23 protein-coding genes are annotated in these 23662 nt (G+C 64.8%); 15 read left to right on the top strand and 8 right to left on the bottom strand.

Annotated elements, in window-relative coordinates:
• The first annotated feature begins 10 nt into the window (after nt 1-10).
• From lon to ABZO33_RS16415, 3 genes are all read left to right on the top strand, one after another.
• On the top strand, nt 11-2407 hold the full coding sequence (gene lon / locus ABZO33_RS16425) for an endopeptidase La (RefSeq protein WP_102683237.1): 2397 nt from the start codon (nt 11-13) through the stop codon (nt 2405-2407).
• Nucleotides 2408-2560: 153 nt separating this feature from the next.
• Nucleotides 2561-2833 (top strand): HU family DNA-binding protein, encoded by a 273-nt coding sequence (locus tag ABZO33_RS16420; protein WP_023629739.1) that lies wholly within the window; start codon nt 2561-2563, stop codon nt 2831-2833.
• Between the two features lie 180 nt (nt 2834-3013).
• Nucleotides 3014-4873: a SurA N-terminal domain-containing protein gene (locus tag ABZO33_RS16415; protein WP_414536892.1), complete on the top strand. Its 1860-nt coding sequence runs from the start codon at nt 3014-3016 to the stop codon at nt 4871-4873.
• Nucleotides 4874-4950: 77 nt separating this feature from the next.
• Here the strand turns inward: ABZO33_RS16415 and ABZO33_RS16410 are convergent, their stop codons facing one another.
• On the bottom strand, nt 4951-5994 hold the full coding sequence (locus ABZO33_RS16410; protein WP_414536891.1) for a patatin-like phospholipase family protein: 1044 nt from the start codon (nt 5992-5994) through the stop codon (nt 4951-4953).
• Between the two features lie 158 nt (nt 5995-6152).
• On the opposite strand from ABZO33_RS16410, the gene ABZO33_RS16405 reads away from it, so the two are divergent.
• The 3 genes from ABZO33_RS16405 (at nt 6153) to ABZO33_RS16395 (ending at nt 8093) form a co-directional block, all read left to right on the top strand.
• Nucleotides 6153-6431, top strand: a complete 279-nt coding sequence (locus ABZO33_RS16405) for a hypothetical protein (protein ID WP_414536890.1) — start codon at nt 6153-6155, stop codon at nt 6429-6431.
• Nucleotides 6432-6445: 14 nt separating this feature from the next.
• Nucleotides 6446-7213, top strand: a complete 768-nt coding sequence (locus tag ABZO33_RS16400) for a CHAD domain-containing protein (RefSeq protein ID WP_414536889.1) — start codon at nt 6446-6448, stop codon at nt 7211-7213.
• Between the two features lie 82 nt (nt 7214-7295).
• The gene (locus ABZO33_RS16395) at nt 7296-8093 is read left to right on the top strand and encodes an acyl-CoA thioesterase (RefSeq protein WP_414536888.1); all 798 of its coding nucleotides are present in this window, start codon (nt 7296-7298) and stop codon (nt 8091-8093) included.
• Nucleotides 8094-8185: 92 nt separating this feature from the next.
• Here ABZO33_RS16395 and ABZO33_RS16390 read toward each other — a convergent pair whose 3' ends face one another.
• The 3 genes from ABZO33_RS16390 to ABZO33_RS16380 form a co-directional block, all read right to left on the bottom strand.
• Nucleotides 8186-8554, bottom strand: coding sequence for an Mpo1-like protein (locus ABZO33_RS16390; RefSeq protein ID WP_414536887.1), 369 nt, complete (start codon nt 8552-8554; stop codon nt 8186-8188).
• Between the two features lie 91 nt (nt 8555-8645).
• Complete coding sequence (locus tag ABZO33_RS16385) at nt 8646-10124, bottom strand: methyl-accepting chemotaxis protein (protein ID WP_414536886.1); 1479 nt, start codon at nt 10122-10124, stop codon at nt 8646-8648.
• Between the two features lie 86 nt (nt 10125-10210).
• Nucleotides 10211-11017, bottom strand: a complete 807-nt coding sequence (locus ABZO33_RS16380; protein WP_414536885.1) for a TatD family hydrolase — start codon at nt 11015-11017, stop codon at nt 10211-10213.
• Nucleotides 11018-11175: 158 nt separating this feature from the next.
• Here ABZO33_RS16380 and ABZO33_RS16375 point away from each other — a divergent pair, with 158 nt between their 5' ends.
• The 4 genes from ABZO33_RS16375 (at nt 11176) to greB (ending at nt 14241) form a co-directional block, all read left to right on the top strand.
• Nucleotides 11176-12582, top strand: a complete 1407-nt coding sequence (locus ABZO33_RS16375) for a transglycosylase SLT domain-containing protein (protein ID WP_414536884.1) — start codon at nt 11176-11178, stop codon at nt 12580-12582.
• A gap of 112 nt (nt 12583-12694) precedes the next feature.
• Nucleotides 12695-13129 (top strand): DoxX family protein, encoded by a 435-nt coding sequence (locus ABZO33_RS16370; protein WP_414536883.1) that lies wholly within the window; start codon nt 12695-12697, stop codon nt 13127-13129.
• Nucleotides 13130-13357: 228 nt separating this feature from the next.
• Nucleotides 13358-13666, top strand: coding sequence for a hypothetical protein (locus tag ABZO33_RS16365; protein WP_046854898.1), 309 nt, complete (start codon nt 13358-13360; stop codon nt 13664-13666).
• An 89-nt stretch (nt 13667-13755) separates the two neighbouring features.
• The gene (greB, locus tag ABZO33_RS16360) at nt 13756-14241 is read left to right on the top strand and encodes a transcription elongation factor GreB (RefSeq protein WP_414536882.1); all 486 of its coding nucleotides are present in this window, start codon (nt 13756-13758) and stop codon (nt 14239-14241) included.
• Here greB and ABZO33_RS16355 read toward each other — a convergent pair.
• Nucleotides 14217-15677, bottom strand: a complete 1461-nt coding sequence (locus ABZO33_RS16355) for a PLP-dependent aminotransferase family protein (RefSeq protein WP_414536881.1) — start codon at nt 15675-15677, stop codon at nt 14217-14219. The two genes, greB and ABZO33_RS16355, sit on opposite strands and share 25 nt — an antisense overlap.
• Before the next feature lie 233 nt (nt 15678-15910).
• On the opposite strand from ABZO33_RS16355, the gene ABZO33_RS16350 reads away from it, so the two are divergent.
• Nucleotides 15911-17113: an MFS transporter gene (locus tag ABZO33_RS16350; RefSeq protein ID WP_414536880.1), complete on the top strand. Its 1203-nt coding sequence runs from the start codon at nt 15911-15913 to the stop codon at nt 17111-17113.
• A 19-nt stretch (nt 17114-17132) separates the two neighbouring features.
• Here ABZO33_RS16350 and ABZO33_RS16345 read toward each other — a convergent pair whose 3' ends face one another.
• Together ABZO33_RS16345 and ABZO33_RS16340 are read right to left on the bottom strand one after the other, a co-directional pair.
• Nucleotides 17133-19640: an ABC transporter permease gene (locus ABZO33_RS16345; protein WP_414536879.1), complete on the bottom strand. Its 2508-nt coding sequence runs from the start codon at nt 19638-19640 to the stop codon at nt 17133-17135.
• Entirely contained in the window at nt 19640-20323 is a 684-nt protein-coding gene (locus ABZO33_RS16340) for an ABC transporter ATP-binding protein (protein WP_414536878.1), read from the bottom strand. The genes ABZO33_RS16345 and ABZO33_RS16340 overlap by 1 nt, the downstream gene beginning before the upstream one ends.
• 10 nt (nt 20324-20333) lie before the next feature.
• Between ABZO33_RS16340 and ABZO33_RS16335 the strand changes: the two genes are divergently transcribed.
• From ABZO33_RS16335 to ABZO33_RS16325, 3 genes are all read left to right on the top strand, one after another.
• Entirely contained in the window at nt 20334-20939 is a 606-nt protein-coding gene (locus tag ABZO33_RS16335; RefSeq protein WP_414536877.1) for an arylesterase, read from the top strand.
• A 58-nt stretch (nt 20940-20997) separates the two neighbouring features.
• The gene (locus ABZO33_RS16330) at nt 20998-21279 is read left to right on the top strand and encodes a hypothetical protein (RefSeq protein WP_046854904.1); all 282 of its coding nucleotides are present in this window, start codon (nt 20998-21000) and stop codon (nt 21277-21279) included.
• 95 nt (nt 21280-21374) lie between these two features.
• Nucleotides 21375-22349, top strand: coding sequence for a L,D-transpeptidase family protein (locus ABZO33_RS16325; RefSeq protein ID WP_046854905.1), 975 nt, complete (start codon nt 21375-21377; stop codon nt 22347-22349).
• A 243-nt stretch (nt 22350-22592) separates the two neighbouring features.
• Here ABZO33_RS16325 and oprI read toward each other — a convergent pair whose 3' ends face one another.
• A complete protein-coding gene (oprI, locus tag ABZO33_RS16320) occupies nt 22593-22844 on the bottom strand; it encodes an outer membrane lipoprotei OprI (protein WP_003259780.1) in 252 nt (83 codons plus the stop codon).
• Nucleotides 22845-23335: 491 nt separating this feature from the next.
• Here oprI and ABZO33_RS16315 point away from each other — a divergent pair, with 491 nt between their 5' ends.
• On the top strand, nt 23336-23617 hold the full coding sequence (locus ABZO33_RS16315) for a GNAT family N-acetyltransferase (protein WP_031315036.1): 282 nt from the start codon (nt 23336-23338) through the stop codon (nt 23615-23617).
• Nucleotides 23618-23662 lie beyond the last annotated feature (45 nt).

Here is a 23662-nt window from a genome sequence, read left to right as displayed (position 1 = left end):
AGGCGAAATCATGAAGACCACCCTCGACTTGCCTCTTTTGCCATTGCGCGACGTTGTCGTCTACCCGCACATGGTCATCCCACTGTTCGTGGGGCGTGAGAAGTCCATCGAGGCCCTCGAGGCCGCGATGACGGGCGAGAAGCAGATCCTCCTGCTGGCCCAGAAGAATCCTGCCGACGACGATCCAGGCGAAGACGCCCTGTATCGCGTGGGCACCGTCGCTACCGTGCTGCAACTGCTCAAGCTGCCCGATGGCACCGTCAAGGTGCTGGTCGAGGGTGAGCAGCGTGGCGCTGTCGAGCGCTTCAACGAAGTCGATGGCCATATCCGTGCCGAAGTCAGCCTGATCGACGAAGTCGAGACCGCCGAGCGCGAGTCCGAGGTCTTCGTGCGCACCTTGCTGTCGCAGTTCGAGCAATACGTGCAACTGGGCAAGAAAGTCCCAGCTGAAGTGTTGTCCTCGCTCAACAGCATCGAAGAGCCTGGTCGCCTGGTCGATACCATGGCCGCGCACATGGCGTTGAAGATCGAGCAGAAGCAGGAAATCCTCGAGATCGTCGACCTGCAGGCCCGCGTCGAGCACGTGCTGGCGCTGCTCGATGCCGAGATCGACCTGCTGCAGGTCGAGAAACGCATCCGTGGTCGGGTGAAGAAGCAGATGGAGCGCAGCCAGCGCGAGTACTACCTGAATGAGCAGATGAAGGCCATTCAGAAGGAGCTTGGCGATGGCGACGAAGGCCACAACGAAGTCGAGGAGCTGAAAAAGCGCATCGACGCCGCAGGCCTGCCCAAGGACGCCCTGGCCAAGGCCCAGGCCGAGCTGAACAAGCTCAAGCAGATGTCGCCGATGTCGGCCGAAGCCACCGTAGTGCGCTCGTACCTCGACTGGCTGGTGCAGGTGCCGTGGAAAGCCCAGAGCAAGGTGCGCCTGGACCTGACCAAGGCCGAGGAGATTCTCGACGCGGACCATTATGGCCTGGAAGAGGTCAAGGAACGCATCCTCGAGTATCTCGCCGTGCAGAAGCGGGTGAAGAAGATCCGTGGCCCGGTGCTGTGCCTGGTCGGTCCACCTGGCGTGGGCAAGACCTCGCTGGCCGAGTCGATCGCCGCCGCCACCAACCGCAAGTTCGTGCGCATGGCCCTGGGGGGCGTGCGGGACGAAGCCGAGATCCGTGGCCACCGTCGTACCTACATCGGTTCGATGCCCGGTCGTCTGATTCAGAAAATGACCAAGGTCGGTGTACGCAATCCGCTGTTCCTGCTCGACGAGATCGACAAGATGGGTAGCGACATGCGCGGTGACCCGGCCTCGGCGTTGCTGGAGGTGCTCGACCCCGAGCAGAACCACAACTTCAACGACCACTACCTGGAGGTCGACTACGACCTCTCGGACGTGATGTTCCTGTGCACCTCGAACTCGATGAACATCCCGCCGGCGCTGCTTGACCGCATGGAAGTCATCCGCCTGCCGGGCTACACCGAGGACGAGAAGATCAACATCGCGGTCAAGTACCTGGTGCCCAAGCAGGTCAAGGCCAATGGTTTGAAGAAGGATGAGCTGGAGGTCGACGTCTCGGCCATCCGCGACATCATTCGCTACTACACCCGCGAGGCCGGCGTGCGTGGCCTGGAGCGCCAGATTGCCAAGGTCTGCCGCAAAGTGGTCAAGGAGCACACCGGCGCCAAGCAGGTGAAGGTCAAGGTGACCGGCGAGCAGCTCGAGCAGCTGCTGGGCGTGCGCAAGTTCCGCTACGGCCTGGCCGAGCAGCAGGATCAGATCGGCCAGGTGACCGGCCTTGCCTGGACCCAGGTGGGTGGCGAACTGCTGACCATCGAGGCCGTGGTCATTCCCGGCAAGGGGCAATTGATCAAGACCGGTTCGCTCGGCGACGTCATGGTCGAGTCGATCACTGCCGCGCAGACGGTGGTGCGCAGCCGCGCTCAAAGCCTGGGGATCGCTGCAGACTTCCACGAAAAGCGCGACGTTCACATCCACATGCCCGAAGGTGCCACGCCCAAGGATGGCCCGAGCGCCGGTATTGGCATGTGCACCGCGCTGGTGTCGGCCCTGACCCAGATCCCGGTTCGTGCCGACGTCGCAATGACCGGTGAGATCACCTTGCGTGGTCAGGTCCTGGCCATTGGCGGGCTCAAGGAAAAACTCCTGGCGGCACACCGTGGCGGGATCAAGACGGTGATCATTCCGGAAGAGAATGTTCGCGACTTGAAGGAGATTCCGGAAAACATCAAACAGGATCTTCAGATCAAACCGGTCAAATGGATTGACGAAGTCCTCCAAATTGCGCTGCAATACGCCCCGGAGCCCTTGCCAGATGTGGCTCCGGAGATTGTCGCGAAAGATGAGAAGCGCGACGGCGATGCTAAGGAAAGAATCAGCACGCACTAGTACGTATTTCGCTGGGGGGCTTTGGTTGACAGCATTTTCGGCCCCTTGCTATAAAGCGGCACGCCAGTGTCAACAGGCCACCCAGCGCTCGTTTCATAAGCTTTTCATTACATACTTAGAAACAAACTCAATAGAGAAATAAGGGGACTTAGAGTGAACAAGTCGGAACTGATTGACGCTATCGCCGCATCCGCTGACATCCCGAAAGCTGTAGCCGGCCGTGCGCTGGACGCAGTGATCGAATCCGTTCAAGGCGCCCTGAAAGCCGGTGACGATGTTGTCCTGGTTGGCTTCGGCACCTTCTCGGTCAAGGAGCGCGCAGAGCGCACCGGCCGTAACCCGCAAACCGGCAAGGCGATCAAGATCGCTGCCGCCAAGGTTCCTGGCTTCAAAGCTGGCAAGGGCCTGAAAGACGCCGTCAACTAAGTCGTCTTTCAGCCGGCCCGGGCCTCGCCAGGGCCGACCGCGTGACGGCGGGTCGCAAACGTTCCCGCTGGCACGCTCGCTTCGAAAAGGCGCATCCACTGGATGCGCCTTTCTTCTATCAGGATTCTACCCACGCTCCGCGGTTGTCGACGCAGTGGTACAGCCGTTTCTGGGGGACGCATGCTGCAGAATATCAGGGACAATTCACAAGGTTGGATTGCCAAGACCATCATCGGCCTCATCGTCGTACTGATGGCGTTGACCGGTTTCGAGGCCATTTTCCAGGCCGCCAGCCATAGCCAGGACGCCGCCAAGGTGAACGGCCAGACCATCAGCCAGAACGAGCTGAGCCAGGCCGTGGACATGCAGCGCCGCCAGCTGATGCAACAGTTGGGCAAGGATTTCGACCCTGCGCTGCTGGACGAGAAGATGCTGCGCGAAGCCGCGCTCAAGGGGCTGATCGATCGCAAGCTGCTGTTGCAGGGTGCCGAAGACGCCAAGTTCGCTTTTTCCGAGGCCGCGCTGGATCAGCTGATCCTGCAGACGCCTGAATTCCAGGTCGATGGCAAGTTCAGCGCCGAGCGCTTCGATTCGGTCATCCGCCAGATGGGCTACGGGCGCATGCAGTTCCGCGAGATGCTCGCCCAGGAAATGCTCATCGGCCAGCTGCGCACCGGCCTTGCCGGCAGCAGCTTCGTCACCGACAAGCAGGTCGAGGCCTTCGCCCGCCTCGAGAGGCAGACCCGTGATTTCGCTTCGCAGACCTTCAAGGCCGATCCGGCCGCGGTCAAGGTCAGCGATGACGAGGTCAAGGCGCACTACGACCAGCACGCCAAGGAATTCATGACCCCGGATCAAGTGGTCATCGATTACCTCGAGCTGAAGAAGTCGGCCTTCTTCGACCAGGTCAAGGTCGACGACGGCGAGCTCAAGGCGCTGTACGAGAAGGAAATCGCCAATCTCGGCGAGCAGCGTCATGCCGCGCACATCCTGATCGAGGTCAACGACAAGACTGACGATGCCAAGGCCAAGGCCCGCATCGAAGAGATCCAGCAGCGCCTGGACAAGGGTGAGGAGTTCACCAAACTGGCCAAGGAATTCTCCCAGGATCCAGGTTCGGCCAACACCGGTGGTGACCTCGGCTTCGCCGGCCCTGGCGTATACGACCCGGCCTTCGAGGACGCGCTGTACAAGCTGAACAAGGACCAGGTATCGGCACCGGTGCGCACCGAGTTCGGCTACCACCTGATCAAGCTGCTGGGCGTGCAGGCGCCGGACGTACCGAGCTTCGCCAGCCTGAAGGACAAGCTGACCCACGAGCTGAAGACCCAGCAGGTGGAGCAGCGCTTCGTAGAGGCCACTAAGCAGCTCGAAGACACCGCCTTCGAAGCCTCCGACCTGGCCCAGCCGGCCCAGGATCTGAACCTGAAGGTGCACACCTCGGCGGCCTTCGGTCGCGAGGGCGGTGAAGGCATCACCGCCAACCGTGCGGTGATCCAGGCCGCGTTTGGCGAGCAGGTGCTCGAAGAGGGCGCCAACAGCAACGCCATCGAGCTGGATCCGGAGACCGTGGTGGTCCTGCGTGTCAAGGAGCACCGCAAGCCTGAGCAATTGCCGCTGGAGGCCGTGGCCAAGAACATCAGCGAGCACCTGGCCAAAGAAAAGGCGATTGCCGAGCTCAAGGCCAAGGCTGGCAAGCTGATCGCCGGCCTGCGCGATGGCTCGGTCAAGGCCGAGGGCCAGGGCTGGAAGCTCCATGAAGCGGTCACCCGTGGCCAGGACGGCATCGACCCGGCCGAGCTGCAGGCGGTGTTCCGCCTCGGCAAGCCAGCGGCCAAGGACAAGCCGGTCTACGGCAGCGTAGTGCTGGGCGATGGCAGCCTGGTGGTCCTGCAATTGAAGGGCGTCAACGAAGGTGCCGCCGCCACCGATGAAGAGAAAGCGCAGATCCGTCGCTACCTCGCATCGCGTGCCGGCTCGCAGGACTTCGCGGCCTATCGCAAGCTGCTTGAAGGCAGTGCCGACATCACCCGCTACTGAGTCGTGTGCTGATCGCGAAACAGGCCGCTTATGCGGCCTGTTTCGTTTGTGTGCTTGATGGCGCCATCGCGATGGCCTCAGGAGCGCCGAACCCCCTCATGATTGTCCAGCGTATCCCGGGCAATTTCCCGCCCCAGGGCGATCAGCTCCGGCGCCTTGTAGAACTCGAAGAAGCGGCATACCCGCTTGGGAACGTTGATCAGTACATCCGGCGGATACCCGGCGATCTTGTACTGCGCCAACGACGTCTGCATCACTTCGAAACTCTGGTTGATCAGGTCCAGCAAGGACGCCGGACCGACGTTGTCGACGATGAACGAGCCGGTGGCCGACTTGGGCGCGCCTTCGCTCTGCGGCGCCGCCGCCGGCTGCTGGCCTTGCGGTTCGGCGCTCTCGCCCAGCCAGGGGTTGGCTGCGGCGAGCCCTTCGGCGACGATCTCCTGCTCCAGGCGGATCAGCTGTTCGGCCGGCTTGCGCCGAAACGGCAGGCGCGACCCCAGCGAGCTGATCAAGGCGTCGAAACGCATCTTGAACGCCGCCGGGCGCTCGATCACCGGCAACTGATACTGCTTCTGGTTGGTGGCGTTGAGGTTGACGGCGATGATCAGGTCACAGTGGCTGGACACCACCGGGACGATCGGCAGCGGATTGAGAATGCCGCCATCGACCAGCATGCGATTGCCTTGCACCACCGGGGTGAACAGGCTGGGAATGGCCGCCGAGGCGCGCATGGCCTGGTGCAGGCAACCCTCCTGGAACCATATTTCCTGCTGGTTGGTCAGGTCGGTGGCGACTGCCGTATAGGGAATGCGCAACTGCTCGATGTTGATCTCGCCGACGATCTTGCGGATCTGCCCGAACACCTTGTCGCCACGAATGGCGCCGAGGCGAAAGCTGACATCGACCAGGCGCAGCACGTCGAGGTAATCCAGGCTCTCGATCCAGTTGCGGTACTCGTCGAGCTTGCCAGCGGCGTAGATGCCGCCGATCACCGCGCCCATGGAACAACCGGCGATGCAGGCGATCTCGTAGCCACGTCGTTCGATCTCTTCGATCACGCCGATGTGCGCGTATCCTCGTGCCCCACCGGAGCCGAGCACCAATGCCACGCGTTTGCCCATGATCTTTCTCCCTGCGCCTGTGCAACCATGGTCCAACAATGCACCCAATGCCGCCTGTGCTTCAATGTAGTCCGTGCTGGACTACGCTGAGCAGGGCACTTTTCGTTTGCTTTGCCGTCGAACGGCCACCTTAGTTTTTCACCCTCGAGGTATCACCGATGAAAGCCTGGATCACCCTTCCTCTGATTGCCCTGGCCCTGGCCGGCTGTGCGGGCAAGACGGCCTATCGCGACAGTTGCGCAACCCAGCTAGATGCCGCCTGGAAGGAACTGGACCTGGCCAAGGCCGAGGGCTTCGCCGGCACCGTGAGCTATTCCAAGGCGCTGTCGCTGCTGACCGGTGCCAAGACCCAGCAGCAGTTCGAGGGCTTCGAGGGTTGTACCAGCAAAGCCGAGAAGGCGCGCTTCTACATTCGTGAGTCCCGCGCCGGGCGTTGACCAAGGAGCGACAGATGTCCGCCATGCTCGATCATGTGGTTTCCCGGGTGTTCTGTTTGCAGGTGGGCTTGCTGGCCTGCCGCGAGCGCCTTGCCGCCGATACCGACAGCGAGGCGCTGCACGACCTGCGTACCACGCTGCGGCGCCTGCGCAGCCTGCTGCGGCCGCTACGCGGCCTGCCGGGCGTGGAGCAACTGGAAGACGCGGCGGGGGCGCTCGGCACGCTCACCACGCCGCTGCGCGACCGTGAGGTGTTGGCTGCACAATTGATCGGGCGCGGCCACGTGCAGGCTGGTGAGCGCCGCCAGGAGGGCGGGGCGCGGACCTTCGCCAGTGTCGCGACCTGCCCGCAACTGAGTCGGGTGTTGGCGATTCTCGATGCCTTTCCCCTGTTCCTGCGCGCCGCCGACCGTGAAGGCCTGGCGCAAGGGCTGGAAAAGCGCATCGACAAACGACTGGGCAAGCAGTGGCACAAGCTTGCCAAGGCGCTGGCCGATCCGGCCCACGACCGCCACCGCCTGCGTCTGCTGATCAAGCGGGTGCGTTATGGCGACGAGGCTTATCCGCAGCTTGATCATGCCGGTCGCAAGCTCCAGCGCCTGCTGAAGAAAGCCCAGGGCGACCTGGGCGACTGGCATGATCGGGTGCAGTGGTTGCTGCAGGTGCGTGAGCACAGCGACCTGGCAGGTTGCAAGGTAGCCTGGGAGCACGAACTGCACGCCGCCGAAGGCAAGTCGGACATCACTCTGGAAGCCCTGCGCAAGGCCGTCACGCGCCGTTAGTTCCGGCAAATGACCGATATGCGGGCTGCCGCTGGCGCGCGCGCTGGTTACTATCGGGCTTTTCCCGCAGGAGCCCAGGCACATGAACTTCACTCAATTGCTGGCCGCGGCACGCGCGCATCCCGAAGCCGTCAGCGTGCCGGCCAGCTGGGCCCAGGGGCGCGCCGCGTTCGGCGGTCTGATGGCGGCGCTGGTGCATGAGGCGATGCGCCAGAAACTCGGCGACAACCGCCCGGTGCGTTCGCTGGCCATCACCTTCGTCGGCCCGGCGGCGCCGGATGTGCCGATAAGCCTGGAGGTGGAGGTGCTGCGCGAGGGCAAGGCGGTCAGCACCTTGCTCGGACGCGCCGTGCAGGATGGCCAGGTGGTGACCCTGGTGCAGGGCAGTTTCGGTGCCGGTCGTCCTTCCGTGGTGGCCGTCGAGGCGCCAGCCGCGATGCCGATGAAGCCGCTGCAGGAGGCGGCACCGGAGTTGCCCTTCATCAAGGGCATTACGCCGGAATTCATGCAGCACGTGGCGTTTCGCTGGGCGGTGGGCGGCCTGCCGTTCAGTGGCAACGACTCACGGCATATGGGCGGTTGGGTACGCCTGCGTGATATCGCCGAGGGCCCTGTGGAGGTGGCGCACCTGCTGGCACTGGTCGATGCCTGGCCGCCCAGCCTGCTGCCGTATCTCAAACAGCCCGCCGCCGGCAGCACGCTGACCTGGACCATCGAGTTCGTGCAGCCCACGCCGCAGCTGTCGACCCTCGACTGGTGCCGTTATGTGGTCGAGACCGAGTATGCCCGTGATGGCTATGGGCATGCGGCCGCGGCGTTGTGGACGGCCGAAGGAGAATTGCTGGCGTTGAGCCGGCAGACGGTGACGGTGTTCGCCTGAGCCATCTTCATCAAGTCAGTCGCGGGGCAAGCCCGCTCCCACAAGTGTCATTGCATGGCGTGGGAGCGGGCTTGCCCCGCGATGTCTATCGGTCAGTGACGATGCTTGTTGCGTTCGCGCCAGGCCCGCCACCAGGCGCCGCTCAGCACGAAGCGCGGGAAGGTGATGAACTGCTCGGTAAGCAGGCGTTGCACGGCATCCTTGCGGCCGCTGAACGGCTCGGGCTGCTCGGCTTCCAGGCGATGCCCTTGGCGTTGCAGGCCCAGCCCGGCCACCAGGGCGATGACGCCCACGGCGATCTGCGACAGGTCCAGCGCGAACAGCCCCGACAACACCAGCAGCGCGCCCAGAATGAACAGCGGCACGGCGATCAGATGCAGCACCAGGTTGGTGGGGTGGCGGTGATTGTGGTGGTAGCCGCGCCATTGCCAGGCGGGCAGGTTGGGCAGTCGTTTGCTCATGGACAGATCCTCAGGGGCCTGTCCAAAGCTTAGTGCGGCCCCCGCAGCGGGGCCAATCGAGGCTGGCTATGGTGACCATAGCCAGTAAGGGTCAGAGCTTGAGCTGGCCGATGGCCTTGTTCAGTTCGCCGGCAAGGGTCGCCAGTTCGCTGCTGGTGGTGGCCGAGCCCACGGTCTGCTGCACGGTCTCTTCGGTCACGTCGCGGATACTGACGACGGCGCGGTTCATCTCCTCGGCGACCTGGCTCTGCTGCTCGGCGGCCACGGCGATCTGGGTGTTGCTTTCGCGCATCTGCGCCACCGCGCTGGTGATCTCGGCCAGGGCCTCGCCGGCCTCGCGCGCCTGCTTGACGCAATCGTCGGCCTTGTACGAGCTTTCCTGCATGAAATCCACCGCGTCGCGGGTGCCGGCCTGCAGGTCGGCGACCATGGTGGTGATCTCGTCGGTGGAGGTCTGCACACGCTTGGCCAGGTTGCGCACTTCGTCGGCGACCACGGCGAAGCCGCGGCCCAGGTCGCCGGCCCGGGCGGCCTCGATGGCGGCGTTGAGGGCAAGCAGGTTGGTCTGTTCGGCAATGCTGTGGATGACCCCCACCACGCCATTGATCTTCTGGCTGTCGTCAGCCAGCTGGCGGATCATCTCGGCAGTCTGCTGCACACCGCTGGACAGCCCGGCGATCGAGTCCTGCACGCGGCTGACCACGGCCTGGCCGCTACCGGCCAGGGTGTCGGCGGTCTGCGACAGGTCGCGGGTGGCGCCGGCGTGCTGGGCGATATGGTGCACCGTGGCGGTCATCTCGTTGATCGCGGTGGCCGCCTGGTCGGTCTCGCTCTGCTGGCCGATCATGCCGTGGCGCACCTCGTCCATGCTGCCGGCCAGGCGCGCGGCGCCCGAGTCCAGCTGCGCGGCGGTGCGCGCGACGGTGCTGACCACGCGGTGGTAAGTGGTCTGCATGGCGTTGAAGGCACCGGCCATCTGCCCGACCTCGTCGCCGCAGGCCAGCGGCACCCGGGCCGAGAGGTCGCCGGTTTTTTCCACGTGCAGCATCACGTCCTTGAGGGTGTTGAGCTGGCTGAGCAGGAAGCGGATCAGCAACTGCGAGGCGCAAAGCATCGCCAGCATCAGGATCAGCACGCACACGGCATAGTTGCTGAAACGGTCGAAAAAGACCTGGCGCAGGCTGGCGGACTGGGCAAGCACGGCGATGTGCTGCTCGTCCCGGCGCAGTACCTGGGCGCCGCGCAGCGGGTTGTCGCCGAGGATCCAGGCACTGGGCAGCTCGACCCAGCCCTGGGCATCGCGCAGGGCCTCGAGTGGTTCGTCGGCAAACTGCGGTGTCTGGCCGTTGCGCCAGGTGATCAGGTTGGCCTGGGTGGGCAGCGCCTGTCCGGCGGGCCAGGCCGCGAGCAGTTCGGCCTGGGCCTGCGCTTGCGCCTGGGCGCCACTGGCGCGGGCCTGCTGCTCCAGGTGCACGGCATAGAGCACCAGCATCAGCGTGGTGACGAAGGCCACTGCGTTGACGGCCCAGAACTTGTATTTGAGGGAAACGTTGCTAAGCCAGGCACCCATGGTAGGTCTTCTCTGAGTTGGCGGAAACATTATTGGCAAGGTGCCATCATTGTGCCCGCCAAGGCCAGGGACCTCGTTGATATGCGTCAAGAAACCTCAGGCAGGCCGAAGAACGCGCGGGCGCAGGCGCTGGTGTGGGCGGCGGTGTGTTCCACCGTTTCACCGCGGTGCAGCGCCACCTCGCGGAGCACTTCGGGCAGGAACGCGGGCTCGTTGCGGCCGTTCTTCGGCTTGGGCCTGAGGCTTCGTGGCAGCAGGTAGGGCGCGTCGCTTTCCAGCATCAGGCGGCCTGCGGGGATGTTGCCGACCAGCGGGTGCAAGTGGGTGCCACGGCGCTCGTCGCAGATCCAGCCAGTGATGCCGATGTGCAGGTCCATGTCGAGGTAGGCGAACAGTGCCTGGCGTTCACCGGTGAAGCAGTGCACCACTGCCGCGCTCAGGTGGTCGCGGTAGCTCCTGAGGATCGTCAGCAGGCGCTCGCTGGCCTCGCGCTCGTGAAGGAACACCGGCAGGCGCAACTCGACCGCCAGCGCCAGCTGCGCCTCCAGGGCCTTTTCCTGGGCGGGGCGAGGGGAGAAGTCGCGGTTGAAGTCCAGGCCGCATTCGCCCACGGCCACGACCCGCGGCTGGGCGAGCAGATCGCGCAGCTGACGTTCGCTGTCGGCGCTCCAGTGGCTGGCATCGTGGGGGTGCACGCCGGCAGTACTGAACAGACGCTGGCCGGGCTGGTCCAGGCGTTGGCACAGTTCCAGCGCCTCGGCGCTGACATCCAGACTGGTGCCGGTAAGGACCATCTGTGCCACGCCGGCTTCCACGGCACGCTCGACGATAGCGGCCTGCTGGTCGCGGAAACTGCTGTTGGTCAGGTTGACGCCGATATCGATCAGTTGCATGGTGCTACCTCTTGCCGCGGGGCGGCCAGCATAGCAAAAACCGCGATATCGCGAAAAAACCAAGAACTTCAAACGTTTGCCGTGGTCTGTTGCGGTCATTTATCACGGATCGATTACAGCGCATGGTGCCTGCCAACCGCCCTCGGACCCTTACCGCCATGGTGCGAACCCTTTTCACCAGCCTGTTGCTGTCCGGGTTGCTGGCAGCCGGGCCGGTCGTTGCCGGCGAAGCGGGGCCGCAACAGCATGTGCCTGCCAGCCAGGCCCGTGACCTGGCGCAGATCCGCTCGAGCAAGGTGCTTCGGGTGCTGGTCAATCAGAGCCGCAACAGTTCCGGCGAGGTAAAGGGTGAACCGGTCGGGATCGAGTACTACCGCCTGCGGGCCCTGGAGCACGCGCTCAATGCCCGGGTCGCCGACGGCCAGGAAATCACCCTGAAGATCATCCCCCGCGCCAAGGAGCAGTTAGTCGGTGCGTTGCAGCGCGGCGAGGGCGATCTTGCCGCGCCCGGTGAACTGCTCGACCCTGGCGTGGTGCGCGGCGTCGAGGCCAGCGCACCCGTGCTCGACCAGGTTCCCCTGCAACTGGTCGGGCGCAAGGGCGAGCGCGGCTACAACCGTGCCGAACAGCTGTCCGGGCGCACCATCGCCCTGACCACCGCCAGTGCCGCGGGGCCGGCGATCGAGGCGATCAACCAGCAGTTGGCACTGCGCAAGCGGGCACCGATCAAGGTGGAGTGGGTCGACCCGACGCTGGCGGTGGAGGATGTGCTGGAGATGGTCCAGGCTGGCATCTATCCGCTGACCGTGGTTGAGCGCCCCATCGCCCAGCGCTGGGCACGGGTGATGCCGCGCCTGCGGGTCGACAGCAAGCTGCAACTGGCCCCGCCCCAGGCCATGCGCTGGTATCTGCGTAAGGATGCGCCGATGTTGCGCACGGCGGTGGACAGCTTCCTGGCCACCTATCGCGCGCCCGACAACCAGGACGCGGCGTTCGAGCGTATCTACCGGCGCCAGTATCGGGTGCACAATCCATTGGCCCGCCAGGACCGCCAACGCCTGGCCGCGTTGCGCCCGGTGCTGCAGAAACATGGCGGCGACCAGCAGTTCGATTGGCTCAACCTGGCCGCCCTGGCGTTCAAGGAGTCCACCCTCGATCCCAAGGCGCGGGGCACCGGTGGCGCCCACGGGCTGATGCAGATCACGCCGTCGGCGGCCCAGCGGGTAGGCGTGAGCAACACTGCCACGGTGGATGGCAATGTCCAGGCCAGTGCCCGTTACCTGGCGCTGATCCGCCGCAAGTTCTTCGCCAGCCCCCAGCTCAACGAGCGCGAGCGCATGGCGTTCATCCTGGCCGCCTACAACCTCGGGCCGGAGCGGGTCCAGGCCATGCGCGCCGAAGCCCGGCGACGGGGGCTCAATGGCAACCAGTGGTTCTTCCAGACCGAGCGCATCGCCATGGAGCAGGTGGGCATGGGGCCGGTGAACTTCGTCAACAGCGTCAACAAGTACTACCTTGCGTTCAACCGCGAGCGTGCCTCCCTGGAGCGGGTGGCCAAGCGCTAATCGAATCTAATTATTCGATATGATTTACGCGATTATTGCGATTTTATTATTCGATGATTTGATTATTATGGCGCCCATCCAACACACACCTGCTCAAACAAGGAAGCACCTCATGAACCACTCCCTGAAAGCCCTTTTCACCACCCGCGCCGGCTACGGCCTGAGCGTCGTGCGCATCCTGGTCGGTGTCATCTTCATGGCCCACGGCGCGCAGAAACTCTTCGGCCTGTTCGGTGGCTACGGCCTGGAAGGCACCGGCCAATGGATGGAAAGCATCGGCCTGGCTCCGGGCTACCTCATGGCCCTGCTGTCCGGTAGCGCCGAGTTCTTTGGCGGCCTGGCGCTGGTGGTCGGACTTTTGGCCCGCCCGGCTGCGCTGGCGCTAAGCGTGACCCTGGTAGTGGCGATCTTCTCGGTGCATATCGGCAACGGCCTGTTCATGTCCAACAACGGTTATGAATTCGCCCTGGCGCTGCTGGCCGGCACCGTGGCGGTGCTGATCGAAGGCGCGGGTCGCCTGTCGCTGGACCGTGTGATCGCACGCTGAAACAAAGCTGCAAGCTTCAAGCCTCAAGCTGCAAGTGGTCAACGCGATCGACTTGCAGCTTGTAACTTGCGGCGTGTCCCTCTAGCATACCGATTGCGCCGATTTAAACAGCTACTTGCGGGGCGCAGGAAGGGCCCTCGACGGGTCTTCCGAAATACCGCTAAAGCGCTGGTTCGGTGACGCCTCCCACCGCTGCCCAGCGGGATCAGCGAGGCGGAGAGAGACTCCATGAGTTGCCCACGTACCAGTGTCTGCTTGACCCCCCTGGCCAAGAACCAGGCTTCCCGTACCCCGCGCATCCTGCTCGGCGGCCAGCATCAACCCACGCTTTTGCGCAATCTCGATGGCTTCTCCCGACGCAAGGGCCAGGCCTGTGCCTTCCTCATCCAGTTCTCCGACAGCTGTGACCAGCTCGATCAGTACGGCAACGACCGCTTCGACCTGGCCGTGATCCAGGCTCCCGCGGCGCAGGATGCCGACGAGGTCATCGGCCAGCTCACCCGCATCGCCCGCCAGGGGCTGATCACCCGCCGTTGAGCGGCGTGTCGCGGCCAGGCGTTTTTCGTTAAGCTCGGTCTCTCGGTGGGCGCCTTGCGCCTGCTGTGGATGCGCTGAGGAGACATTTGTTGAGCACCAATATCATTACCACCGAAGGTCATGCGGCCCTGAAAAAGGAGCTCGATCATCTGTGGCGGGTCTATCGCCCGGAAATCACCCAGAAGGTCACCTGGGCCGCCTCGCTGGGCGACCGCAGCGAGAACGCCGACTACCAGTACAACAAGAAGCTGCTGCGCGAGATCGACCGCCGCGTGCGTTACCTGCGCAAGCGCCTGGAAGACGTCAAGGTGGTCGAGTACTCGCCCCAGCAGGAGGGCAAGGTGTTCTTCGGCGCCTGGGTGGACATCGAGAACGATGACGGTGAGCAGTTGCGCTTTCGCATCGTCGGCTATGACGAGATCCACGGGCGCAACGACTATATCTCCATCGACTCGCCCATGGCCCGGGCGCTGCTCAAGAAGGAGGAGGGCGACGAGGTGGTGGTGCACACCCCCACGGGTGAGGCGACCTGGTACGTCAACCGCATCAGCTACCCGGGCAGCGATGCCCGATAGACCTCTACCAGCACCTGTGCCGCTGCTGCGATCTGTTCGTCGGTGAGCGCTGCATAACCGATCAGCACGCCGGCGGGCCAGGTGTGCCTGCGGCAGAACAGGCCGATCGGCTGCAACACCAGCCCGCGTTGCCGGGCCTGCTCGCAGAACGCCTGCTCACTGACGCCATAGGGCAACCAGAGGACGAAGTGCAGGCCGGATTGCTCGCCGCTGACGGTCATGCCTGGCTCTTTTGCGAGACGTTCGAGCAAGAGGTCTCGGCGGCGTTGGTAGGTCTGTCTTGCGATGCGCAGGTGCCGTTCATAGTGACCGCGCAGCAGGTACTGGCGCACCGTCCGCTGGGCGATGATCCCCGGTGTCTGCCCCGTTGCCGCCAGCCAGTCGATGAACCGTGCGCGCAAGGTTCGCGGTACAACCGCGAAGCCCAGCCTCAGCCCGCTGAACAAGGTCTTGTTGAAGCTGCCGCAGAACAGCACCCGGTCATGCTGGTCGAGCGCCTTGATCGCCGGCAGTGGCGCGCAGGCATAATTGTATTCGCTGTCGTAATCATCCTCGACGATGTAGGCATCGCGGGCCTGTGCCCAGTCCAGCAGCGCCTGGCGTCGCTGGACGCTCATGCAGATGCCTAGCGGAGCCTGGTGCGCGGGGGTGGTGTGCACCGCGCGGACGTTGTCGTGCCTGGCCAGTTGTTCGACGTCCAGGCCTGCCTGGTCCACGGCGACGCAGATCACACGCCTGCCGGTCTGTTCGAACAGGCGTGCGGCCCAGGAGTAGCCCGGATCCTCAAGGGCGATGGCGTCGTCCTGTTCCAGCCACTGGCTGATGAAGTGCAGGGTGTGGCGAATGCCCTGGGTCACGACGATATCCTCGACGTCGCACTCGATGCCCCGATAGAGACGGATGTGTGTCGCGATAGCCTTGCGCAGCACCATGTCACCTGCGTGCGGAACGCTCTCGGTGATTGTCGCAAGGGCATCGGCAGCCAGTTGCAGATGACGCTGTTCAAGCAGCGTCGGGTCTGCCAGCCGGGCGACGAAGGGCACGCCCGTCTGCAGCCGGGCTTCTGGCAGGGGGGCAGGGCTGGCGCAGGGCGCGGGTTCACGGGGGCAAGGGAACGGGGCCAGGGGCTGGTCGTTGGCCGCGATCAGCGTGTCGGGACGCAGCGGTGCGACCACTGAGCCCACGCCTTGTCGACGCAGGATGCAACCTTCCAGGGCGAGTTGTTCGAAAACCAGCTCGACAGTGCCCCGCGCCACTCCCCACCGCAGGGCGAGGGTGCGGGTGGAAGGCAGGCGTGTGCCGGGCGCCAGATGGCCACAGGCAAGCAGATCTTGCAGAAAGGCATACAGCAGTTGGTGCTTGCGGGCCGAAGGTTTGGCGGACAGCTCGAACGGCAGGGCAAGGTCAAGGGCAAGGGGTTGTTTGCCTCTGGCCATAAGTGGTCCACATGCAGGAAGGCTTAATGGACCTTCATGGTAGCCAGCGCAGTCCCTAAGCTCAATCCACGTAACATTTTGTTGCGGTGCGCATAGAGGCGCGCCCGATTCCGTTGTGCTTTCAGGCGCAGGCTGAACCGGTACTCATTCTTTATAAGGAGTCTACGATTCATGACGGTTCTGCAGTTGTTGCCCATGTTGCTGGCCCCGCACTACGAACAGGTGATGCTGGCATGAGTGCGCCGAGTGCGAGTCCCTGGTTGACCTTGGCGCTGTTGAGCGCCGTCGTGGTGCCGCAGGTGGGGCTGGGCGTGATGGTGCCGGCATCGACGCGGTTAGCCCAGGATCTCCATGTGGGGATGGCGAGCGTGCAGAACACGTTGGTGGTGTACATGGTCGGCTACGCCATATCGGTGATCATGGCCGGGTTGCTTTCCGATCGGTTCGGCCCCAGGGCCGTGCAATTGGGCGGTCTGGCACTGGCGATGGTCGGCGCCTTGCTGGCGGCCAGCGCCGAGGGCTTCACCCTGTTCATCCTCGGCCGTTTGCTGCAATCGCTGGGCGGCTGCGTCAGTACCGTGACCACACGCCTGGTCGCCAGGGAGGTGTACCCCGAAGCGCAGCGTCTGCCGGTTCTGAGCACCCTGGCCTCGGCCATTGCCGTCACGCCTTGCGTGGTGCCATTGCTGGCCGGTGCTGTGCTGCCTGAGCTGGGGTGGCGCGGGGTGCTGCTGTGTGCCGGTGCATTCAACCTGCTGGTGTTGCTGGTGTTCGTCGGCCTGACCCGGCCCACGGCAGGCGGCGGGCAGCCGATCGGCTCGGTTGGCGCCATCTGGCGCGTGTACCGGCGCAACATGGGCAACCCTGACTATCGGCGCAATGCGGCCTGCATCAGCCTGGTGTGGATGAGCTACTTCGCGCTGCTGTCGTCGTCGTCCCATGCCTTCCAGCAGGTGCTGGGCTTCAGTGAACTGGAGTATGGCGCGCTGATCGGCACCTGTGCCTGTGGCTATGTGGCAGGCAGCACCATCGCGAGGCGCCTGAGCCAGACCCACGACCTGGACGCGCTGCTGGCGCTCGCCGCGATGATCGGCTTGGGAGGTTGCATCGGCCTGTCCCTGGGGCTGCTGTTGGTGGGGCCGGGGACGCTGGTGTTCCTGCTGCCGATGAGCGCGCTGCTGGTCTGTACCGGCATGGTCATTCCGATCACGCAGGCAGGGTTGTTGCGTTGCGTCAGCCAGGACATCGGCATGTCGTCGGGGCAGTTCTTCTTTCTGCAGATGATGGCCGGCGCCCTGTACTCACTGTTCCTCAGCTGTATCCCGCCGCTGGACCTGAACCATCTGGCGATCGCCGTCGCTGCCCCGGTAGTGTGCATGGCGGGGGTGGTGGGCCGACAGCGCCTGCGCGGTCGCTTGCAGGCCAGCCAGCCCTGAACCCTGGCCTGTGCAGGGCTCAACCCTCGCGCAGCACGGCCAGCGGGCTGCTGTTCAGTGCCCGCCGGGTGCCATAGCCGCCAGCGGCACCGATCAGCAGCGCGCCTAGCAGCGGCAGCAGGAGCAGCGCCGGGTGCGGTGCCCAGGCCAGGTCGAAGGCATGGCGGTACAGGCCGAAGGTGATCAGCTCGCAGCCCAGTGCCGCGAGCAGGCCGCTGGCGGCGCCGAGCAGGCCGAACTCGATGCGCCTTGCCTTTACCAGCAGCGGGCGTGCCGCGCCCAGCGCCCGCAGCAGGGCACCTTGGCGGATGCGTTCGTCGAGGGTCGCCTGCAGGCCGGCAAACAGTACCGCCAGCCCTGCGGCCAGCACGAACAACAGCACGTACTCCACTGCCAGGGTGACCTGGGCGAGGATGCTGCGCAGCTGGGCGAGCAGCGCATCGACCTGCAGCACGGTCACCGCCGGGAACGCCCGGGACAGCGCGACGATCTCCTGGTCGTGGCCCGGCGCCAGGTAGAAGCTGGTGAGGTAGGTGGTGGGCAGGCCTTGCAGGGTGCCCGGCTGGAAGATCATGTAGAAGTTGGGCTGGAAGCTGTCCCAGTGCACGCTGCGCAGGCTGCTGACCCGGGCCTGGCGTTGCTGGCCGCCGATGTCGAAGGTCAGCAGGTCGCCCAGTTGCAGGTGCAGGCTCTGCGCCAGCTCCGCCTCCACCGAAACCCCGGGGGCTTCATCGTTGGCGGGTGCCTGCTGCCACCATTGGCCGGCGCTCAGGGCGTTGCCCTGGGGCAGCTCGGCGGCCCAGGTCAGGCTGAGGTCGCGCTGGACGGCGCGTTCGCCGGTGGACTCCTTGCTGACCAGCTGGCGCACCGGCTGCTCGTTGATATGGGTCAGGCGCCCGGGAATCACCGGGTACAGTGGCGCGGCGGTGGCGTTGATCTGGGCCAGGCGCTCGGCGAACGGCTGGCGCTCGTCGGGCAGGATGTTCAGGGCGAAATGATTGGGTGCATCCTTGGGCAACTGTGCCTGCCAGGTGTCGAGCAGTTCCGCCCGCAGCAGGGCGACCAGGCCCATTGCCAGGAGGATCAGGCCGAAGGCCAGGGCCTGGCCGGCGGCGGCCAGCGGATGACGCAGCAACTGCCCGAGCCCGAGCCGCCAGGCCAGCGGCGCGCCGGCCAGCAACCGGCGCAGGCTGCGCAGGCCGAGCAACAGCAATCCACCCAACAGCAAGGCGGCGATCAGCCCCCCGCCGAGCAGGGCGAAGGTCAGCAGCAGGTCCAGGCTCAGGCGCCACATGATCAGACCCAGGGCGAGCAGTGCAGCGCCGTACACCAACCAGCTGCTCGGTGGCAGTGGCAGCAGATCGCGGCGCAGCACTCGCAGCGGCGGCACGCGACCCAGGGCTGCCAGTGGCGGCAAGGCGAAGCCGGCCAGGGCTACCAATCCGGTGCCGATGCCGGCCAGCGCCGGGGTGAGGCCGCCGGGTGGCACCTGGCTGGGCAGCAGGCCTTCGAGCAGGCGGAACAACCCCAGCTGGGCGATCCAGCCGAGCAGCGCGCCGATGACTGCTGCGGCGACACCGAGCATTGCCAGTTGCAGGCTGTAAAGACCAAGGGCCTGGTGCCGGGACAGGCCCAGGCAGCGCAGCAGGGCGCTGGCATCCAGGCGCCGCGCGGCGTAGCGGCTGGCCGACAGGGCCACGGCGACGCCGGCCAGCAGCACCGCCACCAGGCTCGCCATGTTCAGGTAACGCTCGGCCTTGCCCAGTGCGCCGCCGATCTGCCGGTTACCGTCGCGGGTGTCGAGCAGACGCTGGTTGGTGGCCAGGCTTTTTTCCGCCGTCTGCCGGTACTTTTGCAAGGTGTCGATATCACCGCGCCACAGGTCGCGGTAGCTGACCCGGCTACCGGGCTGGATCACGCCGGTGGCGTCCAGGTCGGCGAGGTTCATCAGCACCCGCGGCGTCAGGCTGTAGAAATTGTTGGCGCGGTCGGGCTCGTAGGTCAGCACACGGCTCATGCGCAGGGTCTTCATGCCGACGTCGATGCTGTCGCCGATGGCCAGGCCCAGCGCCGCGAGCAGGCGCGGTTCGACCCAGGCTTCCCCCGGCGCCGGCCCGCCGCCGTGCGCTTCCTCGGCGTAGGGCGCCGGGGCGCTACGCAATTGGCCGCGCAGCGGATAGGCGGGGTCGGCCGCCTTGATGCTGGAAAGCTGGATACCGCTGTCGCCGCCAACCACGCTGGTGAACTCCACCACCCGCGCATGGCGCAGGCCCAGCGCCGTGCCATCGGCGATCTGCTGCGTGCTCGGCGGGGCGCTGCCCTGGAGGACCAGGTCGGCGCCGAGGAACTCGCTGGCGCGCAACTGCATGGCGCCGTTGAGGCGCGCGCCGAAGTAGCCGATGGCGGTACTGGCCGCCACCGCCACCAGCAGGGCGAAGAACAGCACGCGTACTTCGCTGGCGCGCGCGTCACGCCGCAACTGGCGCAGCGCAAGGGTGCACAGGCGTGGGAACGATAGGCGGGTCATCAGGGCTCCAGGGGCGCCACCAGGCGTCCGGCATCCAGGCGGATCAGGCGGCGGCAGCGCTTGGCCAGGCGTTCGTCGTGGGTCACCAGCACCAGGGTGGTGCCGCGCTCCTGGTTCAGTTCGAACAACAGGTCGCTGATGCGCTCGCCGGTGTGGCTGTCGAGGTTGCCGGTGGGCTCGTCGGCGAACAGCACGGCCGGTTGCGCGGCGAAGGCGCGGGCGATCGCCACCCGCTGCTGCTCGCCGCCGGAAAGCTGGCGCGGGGTGTGGCTCAGGCGCTTGCCCAGGCCGACCCGTTCGAGCAGGCCGTGAGCGTGCTCGCGGGCATCGCGGCGACCGTCGAGCTCCAGCGGCAGCATGACGTTCTCCAAGGCGTTGAGGCTGTCGAGCAACTGGAACGACTGGAACACGAAGCCGACGTGCTCGGCGCGTACCCGGGCGCGCTGGTCCTCGTCGAGGGGGCCGAGATCGTGGCCGGCGAGGATCACCTTGCCGGCGCTGGGGCGGTCGAGCCCGGCGAGCAGGCCCAACAGCGTGGACTTGCCGGAACCGGAGGCACCGACGATGGCCAGGCTGTCGCCCTGGGCGAGGTCGAGGGAGAGCGCGTGGAGGATGGTCAGGTCGCCTTCCGCGCTGGGGACCACTTTGCTAAGGTTCTGCGCAACGAGAATGCTGGGGCCCATGGAGAATCCGATGCGAATGTGGTGGTTGAGTGCCGGTCTGGCCCTGTGTTGCCTGGCCCAGGGCGCGGCGGCGGGAACAGTGTTGGTCGTGGGCGATAGTATCAGCGCCGGTTTTGGCCTGGATACCCGCCAGGGCTGGGTCAACCTGCTGCAACAGCAACTGCGCAAGGAGGGTTTTGACGACCAGGTGGTCAATGCCTCCATCAGTGGCGACACCAGCGCGGGTGGCCAGGCGCGGCTGCCGGCGCTGCTTGCAGCGCACAAGCCGGACCTGGTGGTGCTGGAGTTGGGTGGCAACGATGGCCTGCGCGGGCAGCCACCGCAGCAATTGCAACAGAATCTTGCAGCAATGATCGACCAGTCCCGCGACGCGGGGGCCAAGGTCGTGCTGCTGGGCATGCGCCTGCCCCCCAATTACGGTGTGCGCTACACCACGGCGTTCGCCCAGGTCTACGAGCAACTGGCCACGGAGAAAAAGGTGCCGCTGGTGCCGTTTTTCCTCGAAGGCGTGGGCGGGGTGCCGGAGCTGATGCAGGCCGATGGCATCCACCCTGCAGCCACCGCCCAGCAGCGCTTGCTGGAAAATGCCTGGCCGGCGATAAAACCCTTGCTGTGACGCTTTTATCGGGGGCCGCTTTCGGCTAATGTTGCGCCCCCCGTTTCGAGTGCCCCCGATGCCGCGCCCTGCCTGGTCCCTGTACGCCTACCAACTGATCGAGCCCGACGAGCAGCTCGACCTGTTTGCCTGCCAGGAAGTGCGCATCCACCTCGCCGCCCGCCAGCTCGAGCTCGGCGTGCCTGTCGACCGCACCTTGTGCGGTGGCCTGCTGCCCGCGCAGCCGCGCTGGTCGGGCGTCGAGCGGGCCATCTACCGTGACGAGCGCCTGTGTGAGCTGTGCAAGGCAATCCTCGATGCCCAGCGGCGTGGCATGCGTCCGGTGTGGCCGGAACTCTGAGCGCCTTTCATCATCTGAAATGCTTGCGCCTCCCGCTTGTTTCGGCGCGGGTGTACAATCGATTCCCTTGACTGACCTTTCGAAGGATTTCCCGGATGTTGCCGCGCTTTCCCGCCGTCACCCGTAGCCTGACCCTGGCCGCCTTGCTGGCGACAGGCCCCGCTGTTGCGCTGGAACTGCCGTTGCCACCCCCCGGTGAGGACGTCGTCGGCCAGGTCCACACCATCCAGGCCAAGTACGAAGACACCTTCGCCGACATCGGCACCGCCAACGACCTGGGCTACCTGGAAATGATCGCCGCCAACCCCGGCGTCGACCCGTGGCTGCCGGGCGCCGGTACCGAGATCATCCTGCCGACCCGCTATATCCTGCCACCGGGGCCGCGCGAAGGCATCGTCATCAACCTGGCCGAGTACCGCCTCTACTACTACCCGAAAGGGCAGAACGTGGTGCATACCTTCCCGCTGGGTATTGGTCGCGAGGGCTGGGGGTCGCCGATCGCGAACACCAAGATCACCGCCAAGACGCCTAATCCGACCTGGACCCCGCCGGCCTCGATCCGTGCCGAGCACGCCGCCGATGGCGACATTCTGCCGACCGTGGTGCCGGCCGGGCCGGACAACCCGCTGGGTCCGTTCAAGTTCACCCTTGGGGTGCCGGGCTACCTGATCCATGGTTCGAACAAGAAGTTCGGTATCGGCATGCGCACCAGCCACGGCTGCTTCCGCATGCTCAACAACAATGTGCTGACGCTGTCGAAGATGGTCCCGGTGGGCACGCCGGTACGCATCATCAACGAGCCGTACAAGTTCGGTATCAGTGCGGGCAAAGTCTATCTGGAAGCCCACACGCCGCTGGACGATCACGGCAATCCGTCGGTGGTCGACAAGCACACCGCCGTCATCAACGCGCTGCTCAAGCGTGAAGACCTGGCCAACAACTTGCGCATGAACTGGGACATGGTTCGCGATGTGGTTGCCGCCGAAGATGGCATGCCGGTCGAGATCGCCGTGCCCACCAATGGTGCAAGCGCGCCGATGGTGTCGAGCATTCCACCGGAATTGCAGTAAGCGATTGCCCACGGGTAACTAACTAGCAGGGCACTTTTCGTACAATTCCAGGGGCCGCCTTGCGGTCCATCGCGGGAAAGACCCGCTCCTACAGGTCGTGCGCTGCGCTGTAGGAGTGGGCGAGTCCTTCGATGGGTCGCAAAGCGGCCCCTGTTGTTTGGCCTCGCAGCAACAGGCTTTCTTCGAGGCAATAAAAAAGCCGACCCACAAGTGGGTCGGCTCCATAACAATCCGTGAGGATTATTACTTGCGGCTGGCTTTGTCCAGCATACGCAGAGCGCGCTCGTTGGCTTCGTCAGCGGTCTGCTGAGCCTTCTGAGCAGCTGCCAGAGCGTCGTCAGCTTTGCGGTAGGCTTCGTCTGCACGAGCCTGGGCGCGAGCTGCTGCGTCTTCGGTAGCAGTCAGGCGAGCTTCGGTTTCTTTGGATACGCTGCTGCAACCGGTAGCCAGAACTGCGGCCAGAGCCAGAGCAGAGAATTTCAGAACGTTGTTCATCGTGTTCCCCTTCAAGGACTTTCTATTAAATAGCCATCTCTCGGAAAAGAGAAACTGGCCGGCGTACATAGTACCCATTACTTGTAGTAAGTAAACTGACTGAGCGCAAGAACTGCAAAAAAAATGCTGCCGAGGCCTCCGGTGACGGGGTTTGTAAACAAACTGTGAAAACCCTGGCCAGCGTTCGCAAGCGATTGTAGTACAGGAACTTTTTTGTTGAACTAAGGGTGACTTTAACTGTCGGTCAGCGTCTTAGCCCTACAACATCCGGTTGCTGTTGCCCGGCGCTGCAGACGTTGCTGTCAGCATTTTCATTCAGGGCGGCTTGAGCATTCTTGCTGGCGCCGCCTACTATTTGAGGGTGCCATCGGCGCAGAACGATCCAGGTCGTGCTGCTGTCCAAGGGGCAACAGGTGGCGTGGAGGTTCCTCCGCCGGATAAACCACATCGGTAAGGTAAGGGTCTGCCGAAAAGACCTGCGAGGAGTAGTGATGAGCGAAACGCTGACCATCCACCATGACCAGGCCGGTCATCAGTTCGAGACCACCGTGGACGGTCACCGGGCTTACCTGACGTACATGGACCTGGGCAAGCAGACGCTGGACATCTATCGCACCTTCGTTCCCAACGCCCTGCGCGGGCGCGGGATTGCCGCCGCGCTGACCGAAAAGGCCCTGGAGTACGCCGAGCAGATGGGCTACACGGTCATCCCGTCGTGCTCCTATGTCGAGCGCTACATGGAGCGCCAGCAGCGTCATTCGAGCAAGGCCTGACCTGGCAGCACGCACACATGAAAACGCCGGGCATTGCCCGGCGTT

The sequence above is a fragment of the Pseudomonas sp. CAM1A genome, assembly GCF_047501685.1.
In the GTDB taxonomy this organism is placed as follows: Bacteria; Pseudomonadota; Gammaproteobacteria; order Pseudomonadales; family Pseudomonadaceae; genus Aquipseudomonas.
This window is presented reverse-complemented; position numbering and strand designations above follow the sequence as displayed.